Raw genomic sequence first — 18,854 nt, 5'->3', positions numbered from 1 at the left:
TGCGGCCCCAGTGACGTTAACGAAGCGTCCTGCGCAAACGCCGCCAACCCAGCACCACGCCACTGATGGCAATCACCAACCCACCGCTGCTCAGGACGATGATCAGCCCTTCACGCAGCAGCGGCCGCGCCAGCAGCGGTTGCCAGTCCCAGCTGTGCAGCAGGTTGAACAACCAGCGGCCGGTGCGTTGCGCCCGGTCATGGTTGGCCACCATCATGCCGCTGGCCGGATCCAGGTAGACCCAGGTAGCGGCCGGGTCATCGAAGCGCAGGCGCAGCACGGGCAATGGGCGGGATTGGAAACCGTACATGCTCTGCGGGTCGCGGGCGAAGTAGTGGAAGTCGTAAGCGCTCTGCCAGTCGTCTTGCACCGCCATGCCTGGGGCCATGGTCTGCGCGGCCGCCAGCAGCCGTTGCCGGGCAAACGCCCGGGTCGGCGGCGCGCCGTCTTCGAGGATACGGCTGTCGCCGTTGGCATTACGCGCCACCATGTAGGTGACGTCGGCCAGGCGCTGCCACTGCAATTCGACGGTGTTGAAACCTGCCTCCTCGCGCAACCGCGCCAACGCGGTGGCAACCGGCAGCTTGAGGTCGGCGGCGTGCAGCGGGCCGGGTTGCAGGGCGATCTGCGAACGGCTGTCGGTCAGGCCCCAGGGGCGCATCGACATCAAGCCGCTGAACACCCACAACACCAGCACCCCACCGAACAACAGCCCACCGATGTGGTGCCAGCGCAGCCAGCCTCCGGGGTAGGGGCTGCGCGAGCCGCTGCGATAGCGCTTGCGCAACCGCAGGCGCAGGATGCCCACCGCCATGCCCAGGATCGCCATCAGCGTACCGAGCACGGACAGGCCGATCACCAGCGTGCGCCAGCCGTTGTCGAAGCCGAACCCGCCGCGCAGGGGATAGAGCCAGTGCAGCCAGGCACCGACCCAGTTCCAGGCGCGTTCCTGCGCGGTGGCGTCGCGCACCACTTCACCGCTGCGCCCGGACAGGTACAGCCAGGTGCCGGCGGCATCGTCCACCCGCACCCGATGCAAGGGCCGGTCAGCGTCCAGGGCCCGGGAGTGGGTCCACATGTCCTCGTCCACCGTGCCTTGATAGGCCAGTGCCGAGTCACCGGTGTACTGCCGCGCATTGGCCAGGGCCCAGGCGGCATCCGCATGAACCAGGGGCTCGCCGCTGGTGGCATCAAGGGTGACGCGGCGACCGTCGGCCAGTTCCAGCAGGTAGTGTGCTTGCCCGCCCAGGCTGGTCAGACGCAGCGCCTTCAACGGCTGTTGCGCCCACTGCGTCGGCAGTTCGGCGCAGCATCCCGCCGGCAGTGCCGGCAGGTGGGCCAGGCGCTCGGCCGGGGTCAGCTTGGGGTAGCCGACATACAGCATGACCACCCCGGAGACGAACCACAGCGCCATGAACAGGCAGGCGACGATGCCCAGCCAGCGGTGCCACAGGTACAGCTGGCGCTTCAGGCCCATCAGTAGCGCCACTGCACAGCCACTTCCAGGCTGCGTGGCTCACCCAGGTAGTACTGGGTGTTGGTCTGGTGGATGAAACGCGCATAGACCTCGTCGGTGAGGTTGCGCAGCCGCGCGCTGAGCTGCACGTGCTTGTCCAGGTCGTGGGTCATGGACAGCCCATAGACGGTGTACGACGGCACCCAGGCGGTGTTGGCGGTGTTGGCGTACACCGACGACACATAGCGGGCGTCGGCGCCGACCTGCCAGCCCGGCGCCAGGTCGTAGGTCAGCCACAGGTTGGCGACCCGGTCGGGGATGTTCACCGGGTGCTTGCCCTTGCGCGAGTACACCACGCCGCCGATGGTCTCGTTGAACTCGTCGTACTCGGCGTTGACCCAGCTGAAGTTGCCCGCCGCCAGCAGCTTGGGCGTGACCTTGAACGAGGCCGCCAGCTCGAGGCCGGTGGAGGTCTGCTGGCCCGCCTGCTCGGTGGTATTAGGCACGGTCGAGGAGGGCACCGAGATGTTCTTGCGCACGATGCGGTAGGCCGCCGCGGTGGCCGAACCGCGCCCGTCGAGGAAGTCGAACTTGCTGCCCACTTCCACCTGGCGCCCGGTGCTCAGGTCGAAGTCGCCGACCTGGCTGAGCGAGGCGCCAGTGAGCGAGCCGCCCGGCGGCTCGGCCGAGGTGCTGTACTGGGTGTACAGGCTGATATTGGACGTCAGGTCGTAGACCAGGCCCAGGCGCCCGGTGAAGGCGTCCCAACGCCGGTCCAGCTTGGCCCGGCTCACGTGGTCGACCACGTCGAAGTCGATATGGTCGTAGCGCAGTGCCGATATCAGCGACAGTTGGTCGGTCAGGCGGGTGCGGTTCTCGACAAAGCCCGCCGTGGTGTCGGTGGTAGTGCTGCGGCCTTTGGCGCGCGGCGCGTCCATGCCGGGGATGTCGAGGAAGTGGTCGGGCTGGAAGCCATTCGGGTCGATGATGTCGAAGGCACCTTTGGACAGCGGATAGGCGGTCTGCTGGTTGCGGCTGTAGTCCACGCCGAACGCCCAGTCGCTGGCCAGACCGAACAGCTGGCCTTGATGGGTCAATTCGGTGCGATTGCCGTTGACCTCCTGGTCGTGGCGCTGGCGGTAACCGCCGGGGCGGGCGATGTTGGTGTTGCTGGCGTTGTAGCGGTACACCTCGAGGTTGCGATAATCGCGCTGGCCGTTGTAGTGGTAGAAGGTGTTGCGCAGCTGGTTGCTGTCGTCGATGCGGTAGTCGGTGATCGAGCGCAGCCAGCGGGTGCGCTGCTCGTAGCGGCCGTCCTCGACGTTGTAGTTGTTGAAGCGATTGTGTTTGTCGATGTGCAGGGTGCCGACCGCCGGCTGCAACACCGGCGTGCCCCAGTACGGGCTGTCTTCCTTCTCTTCCAGGTACTCGATGGCCAGGGTGTGCGAGAGCTGCTCGTTGATGTCGCTGAGCAGCGAGAAGGCCAGGTTGCCGGCACCGTTCTCCTGGCGGTCGATGTAGCCATTGGTACTGGTGCGGCTGTAGTCGAGCCGCGCGTAGTGGCGCGGGCCGTCGCCGCTGTTGAGCGCCTTGTTGAAGCCGACCGAGGTTTCCAGGGTGTCGTAGCGGCCGTAGCTGACGCGGCCTTCGAAGCTGTCCTCATCGCGGTTGGCCAGTTTGGTGATCATGTTCAGGCTGCCGCCGACCGCTCCACTGCCGTTGAGGAACGACGAGGGGCCGCCGAGCAGTTCGACGCGGTCGTAGATCCACGCGCCAACCGGGCGCGCCGTGGCGCCGTACTGCAGGTTGATGCCGTTGAACAACTGGCTGATCTGGGCGCCGTTGAAACCACGGTAAGACACGTAGCCGCCCCAGCCGGGCGGTGCCGAGGCGTTGACCCCGGGCAGGGCGTTGGCGGCGTCCTGGAAGTTGCGCGCGCCGATGCGCTCCATGGTCTTGCGGTCGGCAACGCTGACTGAGGCGGGGTTTTCGCGGGCGCTGAGGTTCAGCCGCGAGCCGCTTTCGATGGGGCGGTCAAGATCGAGCGTGGTGGCTTCTTTGGGTTGGTCGGCGGTGGCCGTGACGTTGCTGGCGGGCAGGGTCAGGGTGTCATCCTGCGCCCAGGCGCAGGTTGCGCTGCCTACGAGCAGCGCCAAAGTGGTCATGCGGAACATGCAAGGCTTCCTGGCTGAAATCGGTGGGCGCACGCCCGCTGCCGATCAGGCAGTAGTACTTGGGCGTGGCGATGTCAGAACGCGAGAAGCGAAGCGGGGGAGGCGCGCGGATTGACCAGGGGCCAGCGCTGCTTGGGCAGGGGCGGCGCGGGTTGTCTGGGTAAGGGTTTGCTCGACTCCCCGGCGAGCAAGGCCAGCAGGCCGAAGAACACCGCCAGCAGGGTGGCGCTTAACAGGCTGGCGATCACGCAGTCGCCGCCGGCAGGCAGCACCGGGTCGGTGATGTCCTGGTCGCCCTTGAACACGCCGCTGCTGTCGGCCGCGCACCAGGCGGCGTCATCCAGGCCGGCCAGGCGCAAGCCTGCCATCTGTCCATGGCCCATGGCGCACAGCAACGAGCCGAACAAGATGCTGAAATACAGCACCCAGGCGACTTGCGATCGTGTGTGGCGGGCCAGCTTCATCGGCAAAGCTCGAAGGGAATGGGTTGGGCGTGCGGATTCTACAACTTTTGACACATCTGCCTAGAGTGTTCCTGCGATAAAAAGCATTCGAAACGATACGCCTGCCTGGCTTGACGCCTCTGGGCCCCAGGTGTTCAGATGCCGACCGATTTCAGGTGTCCCATGCCGCCGCGCATGGGGTTAAACGGGAAACCGGTACGAGTCCGGTGCTGCCCCCGCAACGGTATGCAAGTGATGCCTTCGACAGACCACTGTGGCCAATGCGCCATGGGAAGGTGAAGGCGTCTAGTCTTGCGAGCCCGGAGACCGGCCTGGAATGTGGTAGGCAAACTCCTGCGGTGGGCGGGCATGGGCCGGTATTGGCGTGTGCGCGATCCGTGCTCCTGCGTGCTTCTGCGAAAGTCACTTTCGAGAAGAGCATGATTGCTGTGATTCACTCCCGACGTTTATCCCCCAAGGCCCGGACCCTGCTTCTGGGATGCCTGGCCAGCCCCCTGGCACTGGCCGAAAACACGCCCCTGGTCCTCGACCAGCAGATCGTCGTCGCGCCGTCGGTGGAGTCGACCACCGTCGCCGCCATGGCCCAGTACGGCAGCAAGGTCGAGATCGTCAACCGTGAGCAGATCGAGCGCGCCGGCCCCGGCGCCGACATCACCCGGGTGATGCAGATGTTCATCCCCGGCTTCTACGTCGCGCCGAAGAACGGCCCGTTCGACTACGGTACCTATTCGCTGCTCGGCGGGCGTAACGACGACACCCTGATCCTGCTCGACGGCGTGCGCTTGAACAACCGCCTGTACGGCGGCCTGTACCTGGACACCCTGCCGGCCAACGCGGTGGAGCGCATCGAGGTGCTCAAGGGCGGCCAGAGCCTGTTATTCGGTACCCAGGCGGTGGCCGGGGTGATCAATATCGTCACCCGCAGCCCGCAGAGCCGCGAGGCTTCGGGTGAGGTCAACCTGGGCCTGGACAGCTTCGCCGGCAGCAGCAAGGACGCCCGCGTCGAGCGGATCTTCAGTAACGGCTTCGGCGACCTGGGCCTGCTGGCCTATGTCAGCCACAACGTCTCCGACGGCTACCAGCCGTTTCGCAACCGCGACTACAGCGGCAACGTCAGCGACAAGAAACGCGGTTACGAGGTGACCACCTTCGGCGGCAAGGCGGTCCAGGCCTTCGGCGACGATGCGCGGCTGGAACTGTTCTACCAGTACACCGACGCCAACCTTGATTTCGCCCGGCCAGTGAACAACTACAAGACCACCAACGACCGCGTGCAGCAGATCGCCACGGCGACCTTCGAGCAGCGCCTCAACGAGCGCCTGAGCTACTTCATCAAGGGCCACGTCAACGATTGGGACACCCGCTACACCCGCATCAACAACCGTGACGATGGCAGCCGTAACGTGGTCAACCACGACGACTACTGGGGTTTCACCGACTGGGGCGTGCAGGCCGAGGGCAAGGCCGAACTCGACGGCGGCCATGTGCTGGTGTTCGGTTCCGACAACCAGTGGTTCAAGGGCCAGGACGATGTGCTGGTGATCGACGACAACAAGGCCCAGGCCAATGCGCTGTATGCCCAGCTGCGGCCCAGGATCGAGGCCTTGCCGGACTGGCACCCGAGCCTTGGCGTGCGCCACGAGGCCATGAGCGGCGGCGACAGCGCCACCGTCGGCATGCTTACCTCGCTGTACGACCTGAACGACAACTGGCAACTGCGTAGCCAGTACGGCAGCGCCTACAAACTGCCCAACGCCGAGCAGCTGTTCGTCAACGAGCCCGGCGACGAGATCGGCAACCGCGACCTCAAGCCCGAGAAGAGCCGCAACGCCGAGCTTGGCCTGGACAACCACGGCCTGCTGCTGGCGCGCGAATTCAGCGCCAGCGTCACCGTGTTCCGGCGCAAGATCACCGACCTGATCACCCTGGACGGCAGCCAGTGGGTGAACGGCCAAGGCCAGGTGCAGATGCGGGGTTTCGAGGCCGATGCACGTATCCAGCTCGACGACCAATGGAGCCTGCAGGCCGACATGACCCGTAACCTCACCGAGTCGCGCACCGGGGCGACGATCAACGACGTGCCGAGTTTTTTCGCCCGCTCGCGGCTCGGCTACGAATCGGCGGACCGCATGTGGGGTGCCGGAGGGGCCATTCGCTACATTCGCGACGTGGTCAGCTCCAAGGGCGTCGAGTACGGCCATTACTCGGTGGTCGACGTCGATGCCTACCGCTACCTGGACGGTGCCCGCCAGCACCGGTTGAGCCTGCTGGTGGAGAACCTGTTCGACCGCGACTATGTCACCAGCCGGGCGAGCAACGTCGACAATCTCGGACGGCCGTTCACCAGCGAACTGCGGTACACCTACACCTTCTGAGGGGCGTGAGCATGGACTACCAGCGCGTGTTGTTCGTCGGCCCTGGCCTGGGCGTTGGCTCTGCGGCCGAAGCCTTTGGCGCCGAGGTCCGCGACCTGCGTGGCCGCGAGGCGGGCCGGGATATCGTAGATACCCTGGAGGGCTTCGATGGGCTGTGGGTGGTTATCCGCGAGGCCCTTGACCAGGGTGTTGAGCGCTTGCTGGTAGTGGACCTGGAACCCACCTCGGACAGCGCCTACCTTGACTGGCTGCGCGATGAGCTGGGGCGTCTGGCGCAAGGTCGGGCCGGTGTCTGGGTCACGGCCCAGGCCTTGGGCCGTCGCGGCCTGGACGCGCGGGCGGCCTGTGCCAGCATCGGTGAGCACACCCGCCACCTGCCGTGCGACCAGGTCAACGCGGTGGCCAGCGATCCGGACTGGTCGCGTGTGCCCGAGCATGCCCGCCAAGTGTTCCTGTGCACCGGCCCGCGCTGTGTGCGGCGCGGTGCCTTGCCGTTGTGGAAACGCCTGCGCCGGCGGCTGCTGGACCATGACTTGATCGAGACGCCGGGCGGCGTGCTGCTGACTCGCACTGGTTGCCAGTTCCCCTGCAACCTGGGGCCAGTACTGACGGTGCACCCGGACGGCTGCTGGTATCGGGTACGTGATGATCGGGAGGTGGAGGAATTGGTGGAAATGCATCTACAGGGCGCAAGGATCGCCGAAAGACTGCTGATCAAAGGAGGGGCTGGCGATGCGTAGCGCCTGGCTGCTGTCGTTGGCCTTGTGCTGTGGCACACCGGTCCTGGCCGGCAGCTATCGCAACTGTGGGCAGGACTGGCAACGGCCCGCTGCGGCGCCTGCGCGTATCGTCGCCCTCAACCAGCACGCGGCCGACCTGCTGCTCGCCCTCGGCGCCGGGCCATCGATGGTCGGCGTGGCCTACCTGGACGACAACGGCGCCGCCTACACGCAGGGCCGCTACCAGGGCGTGCCGGTGATCGCCCGGGAGTACCCGGCCAGCGAGGTGCTGTATGCGCAAAGGCCTGACCTGGTGGTCGGCGGATTCGCCTCGGCCTTTGGCGACGGGGTCAGCTCGCGAACTCGGCTGGCCGGCAACGGGATCTCCAGCTATTTGCTTGAATCGGCCTGTGCCGGCCATTCGCTGGATTACTACGCCCATGTCCGGCGTGACCTGACCCTCCTCGGCGAGCTGCTGGGCCGGCAGGCAAGGGCCCAGGCGCTGATCGAAGCGATGGACGCGGACCTGGCGCGGGCCAGGGCGATTGTTGCGAACGGCAGGCCGTTGTCGGTGTTCTACCTCGACAGTGAGGTCCGGGGGCTGGACAGCGAAGGCGGGCGGGGTTTCGTCACGCCGTTGCTGGCCGCCGCCGGAGCGCGCAACGTGCTCGGTGGGCTTGACCAGTATCGCGTGACAGTCAGCCGCGAGTCGCTGCTGAGCAGCGACCCCGATGTGATCCTGCTGGCCGACGCCCTGTGGTCGCCGGCCAGTCGCAAGCGTCAGTTGCTGACCCGCGACCCGGTGCTCTCGAGCCTGCGGGCGGTGCGCGAGAACCGCTTGATCGATATCCCATTCACTGAGTTGGTGCCGACGCCGGCTAGCGGGCGGGTGGCCCTGGAGCTGGCGCAGCGGCTCAGGGAAATGGCTGTTCCATAGCTGGCCTACTCGCCGATGACCAACTGTCGCGCCAACTGGTTGTGACGCTCCAGCACCCGCGGCAGGTCGACGGTGGTGATGCGTCCGTCCTGCACCACCACGCGCCCGTTGATCACGCTGGTGTCGACATGGGTCGGGGTACAGAACACCAGCGCTGCCAGCGGGTCATGCAGGGCGCCGGCATAGGCCACATGACCCAGGTCGAAGGCCACGAAGTCGGCGACCATGCCTGGGGCGAGGGCGCCGATATCGTTGCGGTTGAGTACCTTGGCACCGCCCAAGGTGGCGATCTCCAGCGCCTCGCGGGCGGTCATCGCATCTGGCCCGAAACCGACCCGTTGCAGCAGCAGCGCCTGGCGCACCTCGCCGATCATGCTGGCGCCGTCGTTGGACGCCGAACCATCGACCCCCAGGCCCACCGGCACGCCGTGGTCGCGCATCTTGCGGATAGGCGCGATACCCGAAGCCAGGCGCATGTTCGAGCACGGGCAGTGGGCGACGCCGGTGCCGGTGCGGGCGAACAGCTCGATGCCATGCTGGTCGAGCTGCACGCAGTGGGCGTGCCACACGTCGTAGCCGACCCAGCCCAGGTCCTCGGCGTACTCGGCCGGGGTCATGCCGAACTTCTCGCGGCTGTAGGCGATGTCGTTGACGTTCTCCGCCAGGTGGGTGTGCAGCGACACGCCATACTGACGGGCCAGCACCGCCGCCTCGCGCATCAGGTCGCGGCTGACCGAGAACGGCGAGCAGGGCGCCACCACCACACGCAGCATCGAGCCGTGGCGGGCATCGTGGTAGTCCTCGATCAGACGCTGCGACTCCTTGAGGATGTCGCTTTCCTTCTCCACCACCGAATCCGGCGGCAGGCCGCCCTGGCTGCGGCCGACGCTCATGCTGCCGCGGGCGGCGTGAAAGCGCATGCCGATCTGCTCGGCGGCGTGGATGCTGTCGTCGAGCTTGCAACCGTTGGGGTAGATGTACAGGTGGTCGCTGGAGGTAGTGCAGCCCGAGAGGATCAGCTCGGCCATGGCGGTCTGGGTCGATACCGAGATCATCTCCGGGGTCAGTCGCGCCCAGATCGGGTAGAGGTTGGTCAGCCAGTTGAACAGCTCGCCGTCCTGGGCCGCTGGCACCACGCGGGTAAGGCTCTGGTACATGTGGTGGTGGGTGTTGACCAGGCCAGGGATGACCACCTTGCCGGTCATGTCGAGGATCACGTCGGCGTGCTGTGGCAGGGTATCGCTGGGGCCGACCTGCTTGATCACGTTGTCTTCGATGTAGAGCCCGCCGCGTTTGATCTCGCGGCGCTCGCCGTCCATGGTCACCAGCAGTTCGGCGTTCTTGACCAGTAATGTCTTGGGCATGAGGGTCCCCTCCCGGTTGGGGTGTGTTTTCTGAGTGTAGGGAGGCACCCGGCGTTCGCACCGGGCGCGACTGAGCTGTCAGGCGCGGCGAGGCCGGGCGTCGAAAGCTGGGGCGAACGATGTGCCGTGCACGCGTAGCGCCGGTGAGGGCATTGGCAGCGTGTGGGCAGACGGTAGCAGGACGGATGCGGCGTTCAGGACGCACGGCATTCGAGCAGGAAACCCGATGAGGGTGGGCGGTAGCGGATGTCGCATGGCTTGTGCCTGTCGCAATACGCAACGGCGATGACCGTTGTCGTAGGCGCCGCGTAGTGTAAACAGAATTGCTTTTTTTTGTATACGGGATATTTGCTGGCGAGCCCACGAGTGCCATGAACACGGCGTGGGCGATGGGGCACTGCATGCTTGATGCCGATATGCCAGTATGCGACTGTCTCGCTGCCGACTACGCTGTGGCCGGCATGTTCGCATTGGCTGATTACACTGTGGAAATCACCACACGGGGAGTACCTGGAATGGGCTGCGCGTTGATCGAGCATGCGCCAAGGCGGGTGTCTGCGGGGGGCAGGCATTGATGAACAACCATGGCCGGAGTATTTCCCTGCAGTGGCTGGTGGCGCTGGCGATCATGCTGGGCATGCTGGCGCTTGGCTCGGCCCTGGCCTGGCAGGGTTACCTGGGTGTGCGCCAGACGCTGGTGGCCGCCGCTGGTGATGCCGCCCAGCAGGTCGGCAGGACCATCGACGAGCGCGCCCGGCGCCTGGTCGATCCGGTGCAGAGCAGTATCCGCCTGCTGGCCTTCGATGGCTCTGCGGGCACAATGGCGCAGCACCTGGAGCGCCTGCCGCAACTGGTCGAGACCCTGCGCGCCAATCGCATGCTCAGTGCTGCCTACCTTGGTTATCCCAATGGCGAGTTCCTGCTGGTCCGTCGCCTGCGGGATCCACAGTTGCTTCAGCGCTTCGCGGCCCCGGCGAATACGACGTTCCTGGTGCAGACCGTCAGCCTTGGCGCAGACGGTGCGTTGCACGGCGAATGGCGTTTCTATGACCAGGCAATGACCCTGCTGCTGCAACAGCCCAAACCGGATTATCGCTACGATCCGCGCCAACGGCCTTGGTTCGTCGAAGCCTCGGCGCAATCCACCACTGTGCTCACCCGCCCTTATGTGTTCTTCACCACCCGCGAGATCGGCCTGACCATGGCCCAGCGTAGCGTCGATGGCGCGGCGGTGATTGGCATGGACGTCTCGATCACCGACCTGGCCAGCGAGAGCCGCGACCTGCGCATGACCGCCGGCACCGAGATCGCCGTGGTCGATGACCAGGGCAGCGTGGTGGCTTATCCGGACCTGCAACGGGTGATCGTTCGCGAGGGCGACGCGGTGCGTCTGTCGCGCATTGATGAGCTGGGTATTGCCAGCCTTGCGCGGGTCCACAACGATGCTCTCCAAGGTACGCGTCCACAGGCGTACCAGGTCGAGGGGAAGACCTGGTACGGCATGCGCGTGCCGCTGACCACCGTGGCCGGGCAGGACCTGCAGCTGCTGATCGCCGTGCCGGCCCATGAGCTGCTGGCCGGAGCGCGCCAGGTGCTGTTCGAGCAACTGCTCTGGGCCGCGGCGCTGGCGGCCGTGCTGTTGCTGCTTGGTGGCTTGCTGGGCCGGCGTATCGGTCGCCCGCTGCGGCGGCTCACCGAGCAGGTGCAGGGCCTGGCCGGTTTTGATTTCAGCCGCGAGGTGGGGGTGCTCTCGCGGGTCTCGGAGGTGCGTGAGCTGAGCCGGGTGCTGAGCCGCATGTCCGGTACCATCCGCAACTTCCAGGCGATCACACTCACCCTCAGCCGCGAGACCCAGCTCGAACGCATGCTCGACAGCGTGCTCAACCATCTGGTGGCCGCCGCCAGCGCCAGTGCCGGTGCGGTGTACCTGTACGACGCGGACAACGCTCGCCTGCGCCTGGCCGCGGCCTGCCGGGCACAGGACTATCCGGGACAGCTGGCGGTCCACGAAGAGGATCATCAGGATCTGGCCAGCGCCGTGACCCAGGCCCTGTCGCTGCAAGGGCGCAGCCTGGCGGTGGTACTCAACGACCGTGGCCAGGCGCTGCTCGGCATCCTGGTGCTGCAACTGGAGGACGAACATGCAGGGCAGGCGTTCCGGCGTTTCGTCGACGAGTTGTCCGGCGCCGCCGCCATGGCCATCGAGACGCGTCAGCTGATCGAGTCCCAGCAGCGCCTGCTGGATGCCATGATCAAGCTGCTGGCCGATGCCATCGACGCCAAGAGCCCCTATACCGGCGGCCATTGCGAGCGCGTGCCGCAGCTGGCGCAGATGCTCCTGGACCAGGCCGTTCAGGCCGACAGCGGCCCCTATGCCGCCTTCACCATGAACGAGGCCGAGCGCTATGAGTTTCGCGTGGCCGCCTGGCTGCACGATTGCGGCAAGATCACCAGCCCCGAGTACGTGGTGGACAAGGCGACCAAGCTCGAGACCTTGTACAACCGCATCCACGAGGTGCGGATGCGCTTCGAAGTGCTCTGGCGCGACAGCGAGATCGCCTATTGGCAAAGCGTGGCCAATGGCGACGACGAGGCGGTGCTGCGACGCCAGCTGGAACAAAGCCGGGCCGAGCTGCAGGACGAGTTCGCCTTCGTCGCCAACGCCAATATTGGCGGCGAGTTCATGCAGGAGGCCGACATCGAGCGCCTGCGCCTTATCGGCCAGCGCCGCTGGCTGCGGCACTTCGACAACCGCCTGGGCATCTCCCGCGACGAGGCCGCGTGCTTCGCCGACACGCCACCCGCGCCCTTGCCGGTGGAGGAGCCGCTGCTTGCCGACCGCGACGAGCACCAGGTGCCCTGGGGGCCGCGCAAGCCACCGGTGGCCAAGGACGATCCGCGTAACTGCTGGGGCTTCGATATGCACCTGCCGGCCCATGCCAGCAACCACGGCGAACTGTACAACCTGTCGATCCGCCGGGGCACGCTCAACGACGAGGAGCGCTTCAAGATCAACGAGCACATCGTGCAGACCATCATCATGCTCAGCGCCTTGCCGTTTCCGCGTCAGCTGCGGCGTGTGCCGGCGATTGCCGGCAACCACCACGAGAAGATGGACGGCAGCGGCTATCCACGCCGGCTCGGCCAGGACGCGCTGGGCATTCCCGAGCGGGTGATGGCGATCGCCGACATTTTCGAGGCGCTGACGGCGGCGGATCGGCCGTACAAGGCGCCCAAGACCTTGTCCGAGTCGGTGAAGATCCTGGTCTTCATGGCGCGTGACAACCATCTCGACGGGCAGTTGCTGCGGCTGTTTCTCAGCTCCGGCGTGTACCGGCAGTATGCCGAGCAGTTCCTGCGCCCCGAGCAGATCGACGAGGTGGACGTGGCCTACTGGCTGACGCAACTGTAGGCGTTGCCGGGCCTGTCAACGCAGGCGCCGGTTCCAGTCGCCCCCGTGATCGCGCCAGCAGGCTTCCTCGCTGTCGAAACGCACGTGCCAGGCCACATGATCCAGCACGATTCCAGCATCCGCCAGCGCCTGGGCCGTCAGTGCGATCATCCGCGCCTTGTCCGCGCCGGCCAGGGCCCGGGCCTTGTCGGTGTCGTCGGTGAAGACCCAGGTGATGCGCAGGCTGGCGGGGAAGTCGTCGAGGTCTACCTGGTGGGTGAGCCAGGCGAAGCCGACGATCTCGCCCTGGGCGGTGGCGCAGGCTTCGGTCAGGCAGGCGACCATTTCCCGCTCCAGGCGCGCCAAGGCATGTTTGCCTGTAGCCATCATACGTTGTCGATCTGCTGGCAGAAGCGAAGTCGGTTGCCGAACGGGTCGACCACCTGCATTTCCAGGCCCCAGTCGACCGCCTCGGCTTGTGGGCGCGCATAGCCATAGCGCTTGGCCATGAGCTCGCCCTCCAGGGCCTTGAGGTCCTCGACCCGGGCGAACACCGCCGCGCCCGGCGTAGCGTCGCCGTGGTGCTCGGACAGGTGCAGGATCAGGCCGTCGCGGTGAACCTGCATGTACAGCGGCAGGTCCGGGGCAAACCGGTGTTCCCAGTCGAGCTGGAAACCGAGGAAATCGAGGTAGAACTCCCGGGCTTTGTCGACCGAGAAGATCCGCAGGATCGGAATGGCGGGGGCGAATTGCATGAGGGCGTCCTTGGCTCGAAAAAGGGCAGGGTGGTCACTTTAGCGCAGTTCGCCACGGAGGCTGGCACTTGAATTGCGCACCGGGGCGCAGCCGCTCTGGGCCGCAGCCTCGCGGCGTGACTGGCGGTCCGAAAGTTTCATCATCGTTCATCTGCGCAGTTGGCCCGTTCCCTGCTATATCCCCTCAGCGAATATTGATCGAGCGGTCAGCCCGGCGTGCCCGAAAGCCCCCCGCGCTTGACCCTCAATCCGGCCGCCAGGCCACGGATTTCAGGGGTTCCAGGATGTCGTTGGCGCAACAGATCGACCCACCGCAGGCAGACCCGGGCTGGAGCGCCCATCTGCAGTTGCGCTTTGTCCAGCGTGAAGGCGTGACCCGCCTTGGTGCGCGCCGTCATGTCGGACCTCTTTTGGTGCAGCGGCCGTTCTATCCGGAGGGCGCACCGTGCCATGTCTATGTGCTGCACCCGCCCGGGGGGATCGTCGCCGGTGACCGGCTGGAACTGGACATCCACCTGGAGGCCGGCAGCCACGCCTTGCTGACCATGCCCGGCGCCAGCAAGTTCTACCGCAGCATCGGCCCCACCGCACGGCTGGCCCAGCGCTTTCACCTCGCCACCGGCAGCACCCTGGAGTGGCTGCCCCAGGACAGCATTTTCTTCAACGGCGCCCGAGCCCGCCTGGACAGCCGTTTCACCCTTGAGCCCGGTGCCCGCTTGCTGGCCTGGGAGACGCTGTGCCTGGGCCGCCCGGTGATGAACGAACGCTTCGAGCAGGGCGCCCTGGACAGCCGGCTACTTATCGAATTACCCGGTGAGCCCGGCCTGCACGAGCGCCTGCGTATCGAAGGCGGGCAACTGGACAAACTGGCCGGGCACCCGCTGGTCGCCACGTTCTGCGCCGCACCGGCCGACCAGGCGCTGCTCGAGCAGGTACGCCAGGCCCTCGACGAACTGGCCACGCCCGCCGGCGCGACCCTGCTCGGCCCGCTGCTGGTGATCCGCCTGCTCGACCACGACAACCAACACCTGCAACGCAACCTGCAGCGCCTCTGGCACCTGCTGCGCCCGGCCGTGCTCGGCCTGGCGCCGTGCCCGCCGCGCATCTGGGCCACCTGAAGAGAGCCGCCATGGAGCTGACCCCGCGAGAGAAAGACAAACTGCTGCTGTTCACCGCCGCCTTGCTGGCCGAGCGGCGTCTGGCCCGTGGCCTGAAACTCAATTACCCGGAAGCGGTGGCACTGATCAGCGCCGCCGTGCTCGAAGGCGCCCGCGATGGCCGCACGGTGGCCGAGCTGATGAGCCTGGGCCGCGAGGTGCTGGTGCGCGAGCAGGTGATGGCTGGCGTGCCGGAGATGCTGCACGACGTCCAGGTCGAGGCGACCTTCCCCGACGGCACCAAGCTGGTGACCGTGCATGAACCCATCGTTTGAGGAGGCCGGCATGATCCCCGGAGAAGTCCAGGTCGCCGAGGGCGACATCGAACTCAACGTTGGCCGCCAGACCCTCAGCGTGAGCGTGGCCAACCATGGCGACCGTCCGGTGCAGGTGGGCTCGCACTATCATTTCTACGAAGTCAACGACGCCCTGGTGTTCGAGCGCGAGCCGACCCGTGGCTTTCGCCTGGATATTGCGGCCGGCACCGCGGTGCGCTTCGAGCCGGGACAGGCCCGCACCGTGCAACTGGTGGCCTATGCCGGCAAGCGCGAGGTGTACGGCTTTCAGGGCAAGGTGATGGGCGCGCTGGAGGGCAAGGCATGAGCCGTATTTCCCGTCGGGCCTACGCCGACATGTTCGGGCCCACTGTCGGCGACCGCGTGCGCCTGGCCGACACCGCGCTGTGGGTGGAGGTGGAGAAGGACTTCACGATCTATGGCGAAGAGGTCAAGTTCGGCGGCGGCAAGGTGATCCGCGACGGCATGGGCCAGGGCCAGATGCTGGCGGCCGAGGCCATGGACCTGGTGCTGACCAACGCGTTGATCATCGACCACTGGGGCATCGTCAAGGCCGATATCGGCGTCAAGCACGGCCGTATCGCCGCCATTGGCAAGGCCGGCAACCCTGATGTGCAGCCCGGCGTGACGGTGCCGGTAGGGCCGGGCACCGAGGTGATCGCCGCCGAAGGCAAGATCGTCACCGCAGGCGGCATCGACTCGCATATCCACTTCATCTGCCCGCAGCAGGTGGACGAGGCGTTGACCAGCGGCGTGACCACCTTCATCGGCGGCGGCACCGGGCCGGCCACCGGCACCAACGCCACCACCTGCACCCCCGGCCCCTGGTACCTGGCGCGCATGCTCCAGGCCGCAGACTGCCTGCCGATCAACATCGGCCTGCTGGGCAAGGGCAACGCCTCGCGCCCCGAGGCCCTGCGCGAGCAGATCGCTGCCGGCGCCGTGGGCCTCAAGCTGCACGAGGACTGGGGCTCGACGCCCGCCGCCATCGACTGCTGCCTGGGCGTGGCCGAGGAGATGGACATCCAGGTGGCGATCCACACCGACACGCTCAACGAGTCGGGTTGCATTGAGGACACCCTGGCCGCCATCGGCGAGCGCACCATTCACACCTTCCACACCGAAGGGGCAGGTGGCGGCCACGCGCCGGACATCATCCGCGCGGCGGGGCAGGCCAACGTGCTGCCGTCCTCGACCAATCCGACGCTGCCCTACACCGTGAACACGGTGGACGAGCATCTCGACATGCTCATGGTCTGCCACCACCTGGACCCGAGCATCGCCGAGGACGTGGCTTTCGCCGAGTCGCGCATCCGCCGCGAGACCATCGCCGCCGAGGATATCCTCCACGACATGGGCGCCTTCGCCATGACCTCGTCCGACTCCCAGGCCATGGGCCGGGTCGGCGAGGTGGTGCTGCGCACCTGGCAGGTGGCGCACCAGATGAAGCTGCGCCGTGGCCCGCTGGCGCCGGATGGCGCCTACAGCGACAACTTCCGGGTCAAGCGCTACATCGCCAAGTACACCCTCAACCCGGCGCTGACCCATGGCATCGCCCACGAGGTCGGTTCGGTGGAGGTGGGCAAGCTCGCCGACCTGGTGCTGTGGGCGCCGGCGTTCTTCGCGGTCAAGCCGGCGCTGGTGCTCAAGGGCGGGATGATCGCCACGGCGCCAATGGGCGATATCAACGGCTCGATCCCGACCCCGCAACCGGTGCACTACCGGCCTATGTTCGGCGCCCTGGGCGCGGCGCGGCATGCCACGCGCATGACCTTTCTGCCCCAGGCCGCCCTGGACCGTGGCCTGCCCCATGAGCTGAAGCTGCAGAGCCTGATCGGCGTGGCCCATGGCTGTCGGCGGGTGCGCAAGGCCGACATGGTCCACAACACCCTGCAACCGCTGATCGAGGTCGATGCCCAGACCTACCAGGTGCGCGCCGACGGCGAGTTGCTGGTGTGCGAGCCGGCCCACGAGCTGCCGCTGGCGCAGCGTTATTTCCTGTTCTGAAGGAGCGAACATGATTGTCCTCACCCGTCGCATCACCCAAGCCGGCGCCATCACCGGCACCGTCACCCTCGATGTCGACAGCCGCATCAAGAGCCGTCTGCGCGTCACCCTCGAGGATGGCCGCGAGGCCGGATTGATGCTCGAGCGCGGCCATCTGCTGCGTGGCGGCGAACTGCTGAGCGACGCCGAAGGCACTCAGGTAATCCAGGTACTGGCCGCGCCGGAGGCGGTGTCCACGGTGCGCTGCGCCGACCCGCACCTGCTGGCCCGCGCCGCCTACCACCTGGGCAACCGCCATGTGCCGCTGCAGATCGAGCCGGGCCTGTTGCGTTACCAGCACGACCATGTGCTCGACGACATGCTGCGCGGCCTGGGGCTGGAGGTGGTCGCCGAACAGGCGCCGTTCGAGCCCGAGGCCGGCGCCTACCAGAGCGCGCCACACGGACATTCCCACGGCCACGCCCATCCGTTCGTTCGTTTGCCTGCCCATTCCTGACCTCACCCTGGAGCCCACAATGAAAAAGACTTTCGCCCTGGTACTGCTGATGGTGGCCCTGCCGGCCTTCGCCCACCCCGGCCACGACGCCAACCCGTTGCAGGACGGCCTGCTGCACCCGCTGACCGGCCTCGATCACCTGCTGATGCTGCTCGGTACCGGCGTGCTCGCCGCCCTGACCCGACGCAACCTGGCCCTGCCGTTGGCGACCCTGGCGGCGATGTTTGTTGGCGCGGTGTGCGGCCATCTGTTCGGCGACGTGGTTGGTATGGAGCAGATGATCCTCGGCTCGCTGCTGGTGGCCGCCGCCGCCATGCTGCTGCCGAGCCGCCAGTTGCTGCTGTCGCTGATCATGCCGGTGTTCGCCCTGTTCCACGGCTGGGCCCACGGCGTGGAAGCCACCCCCAGCGCGTTCTGGCAGTTCAGCGCCGGCTTCGTCACGGTCAGCGGCCTGCTGCTGGCGGTGGGCTTCGGCGTCGGCTGCCTGCTGCGTCGTCATGCCGGCCTGCAGAAAGCCTTTGGCGGCGGCCTGCTGGCCGGTGCCGCCCTGGTGCTGGCCGGCTGATGACCAGCGACCTGGCGTTGCTGCGCCTGTTGCAGCTGGCCAGCCCCGGCCTGCCCGTGGGCGGCTTCACCTACTCGCAAGGCCTGGAGTGGGCCGTGGAAGCCGGCTGGGTGAAGGGTGCCAAGGGCTTCGCGGCCTGGCAGCGCGAGCAGTTGCGCGACACCCTCGGCCATCTCGATTGGCCGCTGCTGGCACGCCTTTACCGGGCATGCCAGGCAGACGATGCCGATGCCTTCGCCCACTGGAGCCTGTTCCTGCTGGCCAACCGCGAGACTGCCGAACTGCGCCTTGAAGAGCGCCAGCGCGGCAGCGCCCTGGCACGCCTGCTCGATGGCTGGCAACTGGCGCAGGCTCCGGCCTGGCGCGCCAGCCTCGAACTCAGTCAGTTGGGCGGCATGGCCTGGCTCGGCGCGCATTGGTCGATTCCTCTGCGCCAGCTCGCCCTGGGCCATGGCTTCGCCTGGCTGGAAGGGGCGGTGATGGCGGGGGTGAAGCTGGTGCCGTTCGGCCAGCAGGCCGCCCAGACCTTGCTGCGTGACCTGGGCGAGGAGCTGCCCGCGGTGCTCGATCATGCCCTGGCCCTCGACGACGACCAGCTCGGCGGCGGTCTGCCGCTGCTGGCCATCGCCTCATCGCGTCACGAAACCCAATACACCCGTTTGTTCCGTTCCTGAGGACTGCCTAGATGGAAAACTACC

General features: G+C 66.8%; 17 protein-coding genes and 1 riboswitch. Of the genes, 11 read left to right on the top strand and 6 right to left on the bottom strand.

The genetic code is table 11. The features are described 5' to 3' along the window. Positions 1–16 precede the first annotated feature (16 nt). The 3 genes from CC207_RS10915 to CC207_RS10905 form a co-directional block, all read right to left on the bottom strand. Positions 17–1,477 (bottom strand): PepSY domain-containing protein, encoded by a 1,461-nt coding sequence (locus CC207_RS10915; RefSeq protein ID WP_088852082.1) that lies wholly within the window; start codon positions 1,475–1,477, stop codon positions 17–19. Then, positions 1,477–3,630: a TonB-dependent siderophore receptor gene (locus tag CC207_RS10910; protein WP_088852081.1), complete on the bottom strand. Its 2,154-nt coding sequence runs from the start codon at positions 3,628–3,630 to the stop codon at positions 1,477–1,479. The genes CC207_RS10915 and CC207_RS10910 overlap by 1 nt, the downstream gene beginning before the upstream one ends. A 74-nt stretch (positions 3,631–3,704) precedes the next feature. Continuing rightward, positions 3,705–4,094: a DUF2946 family protein gene (locus CC207_RS10905; protein ID WP_088852080.1), complete on the bottom strand. Its 390-nt coding sequence runs from the start codon at positions 4,092–4,094 to the stop codon at positions 3,705–3,707. A gap of 136 nt (positions 4,095–4,230) precedes the next feature. After that, a riboswitch (cobalamin riboswitch) is annotated at positions 4,231–4,424 on the top strand. Between the two features lie 89 nt (positions 4,425–4,513). On the opposite strand from CC207_RS10905, the gene CC207_RS10900 reads away from it, so the two are divergent. Genes CC207_RS10900 through CC207_RS10890 form a run of 3 tightly spaced genes read left to right on the top strand, consistent with a single transcriptional unit; the run spans position 4,514 to position 8,125 of the window. Continuing rightward, positions 4,514–6,469, top strand: coding sequence for a TonB-dependent siderophore receptor (locus CC207_RS10900; protein ID WP_088852079.1), 1,956 nt, complete (start codon positions 4,514–4,516; stop codon positions 6,467–6,469). Between the two features lie 11 nt (positions 6,470–6,480). Continuing rightward, the gene (locus CC207_RS10895) at positions 6,481–7,209 is read left to right on the top strand and encodes a hypothetical protein (protein WP_036985845.1); all 729 of its coding nucleotides are present in this window, start codon (positions 6,481–6,483) and stop codon (positions 7,207–7,209) included. Then, a complete protein-coding gene (locus tag CC207_RS10890) occupies positions 7,202–8,125 on the top strand; it encodes an ABC transporter substrate-binding protein (RefSeq protein WP_028689435.1) in 924 nt (307 codons plus the stop codon). The genes CC207_RS10895 and CC207_RS10890 overlap by 8 nt, the downstream gene beginning before the upstream one ends. A gap of 5 nt (positions 8,126–8,130) precedes the next feature. On the opposite strand, the gene CC207_RS10885 is transcribed toward CC207_RS10890, so the two are convergent. Then, on the bottom strand, positions 8,131–9,489 hold the full coding sequence (locus CC207_RS10885) for an 8-oxoguanine deaminase (RefSeq protein WP_088852077.1): 1,359 nt from the start codon (positions 9,487–9,489) through the stop codon (positions 8,131–8,133). 574 nt (positions 9,490–10,063) lie between these two features. Between CC207_RS10885 and CC207_RS10875 the strand changes: the two genes are divergently transcribed. Beyond that, on the top strand, positions 10,064–12,901 hold the full coding sequence (locus CC207_RS10875) for an HD domain-containing phosphohydrolase (RefSeq protein WP_088852075.1): 2,838 nt from the start codon (positions 10,064–10,066) through the stop codon (positions 12,899–12,901). A 15-nt stretch (positions 12,902–12,916) separates the two neighbouring features. Here the strand turns inward: CC207_RS10875 and CC207_RS10870 are convergent, their stop codons facing one another. Together CC207_RS10870 and CC207_RS10865 are read right to left on the bottom strand one after the other, a co-directional pair. Then, complete coding sequence (locus CC207_RS10870; protein WP_088852074.1) at positions 12,917–13,270, bottom strand: hypothetical protein; 354 nt, start codon at positions 13,268–13,270, stop codon at positions 12,917–12,919. Then, on the bottom strand, positions 13,267–13,635 hold the full coding sequence (locus CC207_RS10865) for a glyoxalase superfamily protein (RefSeq protein ID WP_028689440.1): 369 nt from the start codon (positions 13,633–13,635) through the stop codon (positions 13,267–13,269). Before CC207_RS10865 ends, CC207_RS10870 begins: the two co-directional genes overlap by 4 nt. 284 nt (positions 13,636–13,919) lie before the next feature. On the opposite strand from CC207_RS10865, the gene CC207_RS10860 reads away from it, so the two are divergent. From CC207_RS10860 to CC207_RS10830, 7 genes are read left to right on the top strand one after another with little or no spacing between them, the layout of a single operon-like run. Continuing rightward, positions 13,920–14,753: an urease accessory protein UreD gene (locus CC207_RS10860; RefSeq protein WP_069017708.1), complete on the top strand. Its 834-nt coding sequence runs from the start codon at positions 13,920–13,922 to the stop codon at positions 14,751–14,753. A gap of 11 nt (positions 14,754–14,764) precedes the next feature. Next, entirely contained in the window at positions 14,765–15,067 is a 303-nt protein-coding gene (locus CC207_RS10855; RefSeq protein WP_038706005.1) for an urease subunit gamma, read from the top strand. Positions 15,068–15,077: 10 nt separating this feature from the next. Next, positions 15,078–15,395, top strand: coding sequence for an urease subunit beta (locus CC207_RS10850; protein ID WP_028689443.1), 318 nt, complete (start codon positions 15,078–15,080; stop codon positions 15,393–15,395). Then, positions 15,392–17,095: an urease subunit alpha gene (ureC, locus tag CC207_RS10845; RefSeq protein WP_028689444.1), complete on the top strand. Its 1,704-nt coding sequence runs from the start codon at positions 15,392–15,394 to the stop codon at positions 17,093–17,095. The genes CC207_RS10850 and ureC overlap by 4 nt, the downstream gene beginning before the upstream one ends. Positions 17,096–17,105: 10 nt before the next feature. Next, positions 17,106–17,591, top strand: a complete 486-nt coding sequence (gene ureE, locus CC207_RS10840; RefSeq protein WP_028689445.1) for an urease accessory protein UreE — start codon at positions 17,106–17,108, stop codon at positions 17,589–17,591. A 19-nt stretch (positions 17,592–17,610) separates the two neighbouring features. After that, positions 17,611–18,156 (top strand): HupE/UreJ family protein, encoded by a 546-nt coding sequence (locus CC207_RS10835; RefSeq protein WP_028689446.1) that lies wholly within the window; start codon positions 17,611–17,613, stop codon positions 18,154–18,156. Then, positions 18,156–18,830 (top strand): urease accessory protein UreF, encoded by a 675-nt coding sequence (locus CC207_RS10830; RefSeq protein WP_028689447.1) that lies wholly within the window; start codon positions 18,156–18,158, stop codon positions 18,828–18,830. Before CC207_RS10835 ends, CC207_RS10830 begins: the two co-directional genes overlap by 1 nt. The last annotated feature ends 24 nt before the right edge of the window (positions 18,831–18,854 follow it).

The organism is Pseudomonas sp. DrBHI1, assembly GCF_002205115.1.
Classification (GTDB): Bacteria; Pseudomonadota; Gammaproteobacteria; order Pseudomonadales; family Pseudomonadaceae; genus Aquipseudomonas; species Aquipseudomonas mosselii.
The sequence above is the reverse complement of the archived record's forward strand: the minus strand, read 5'-3'. Positions and strand labels throughout refer to the sequence as shown.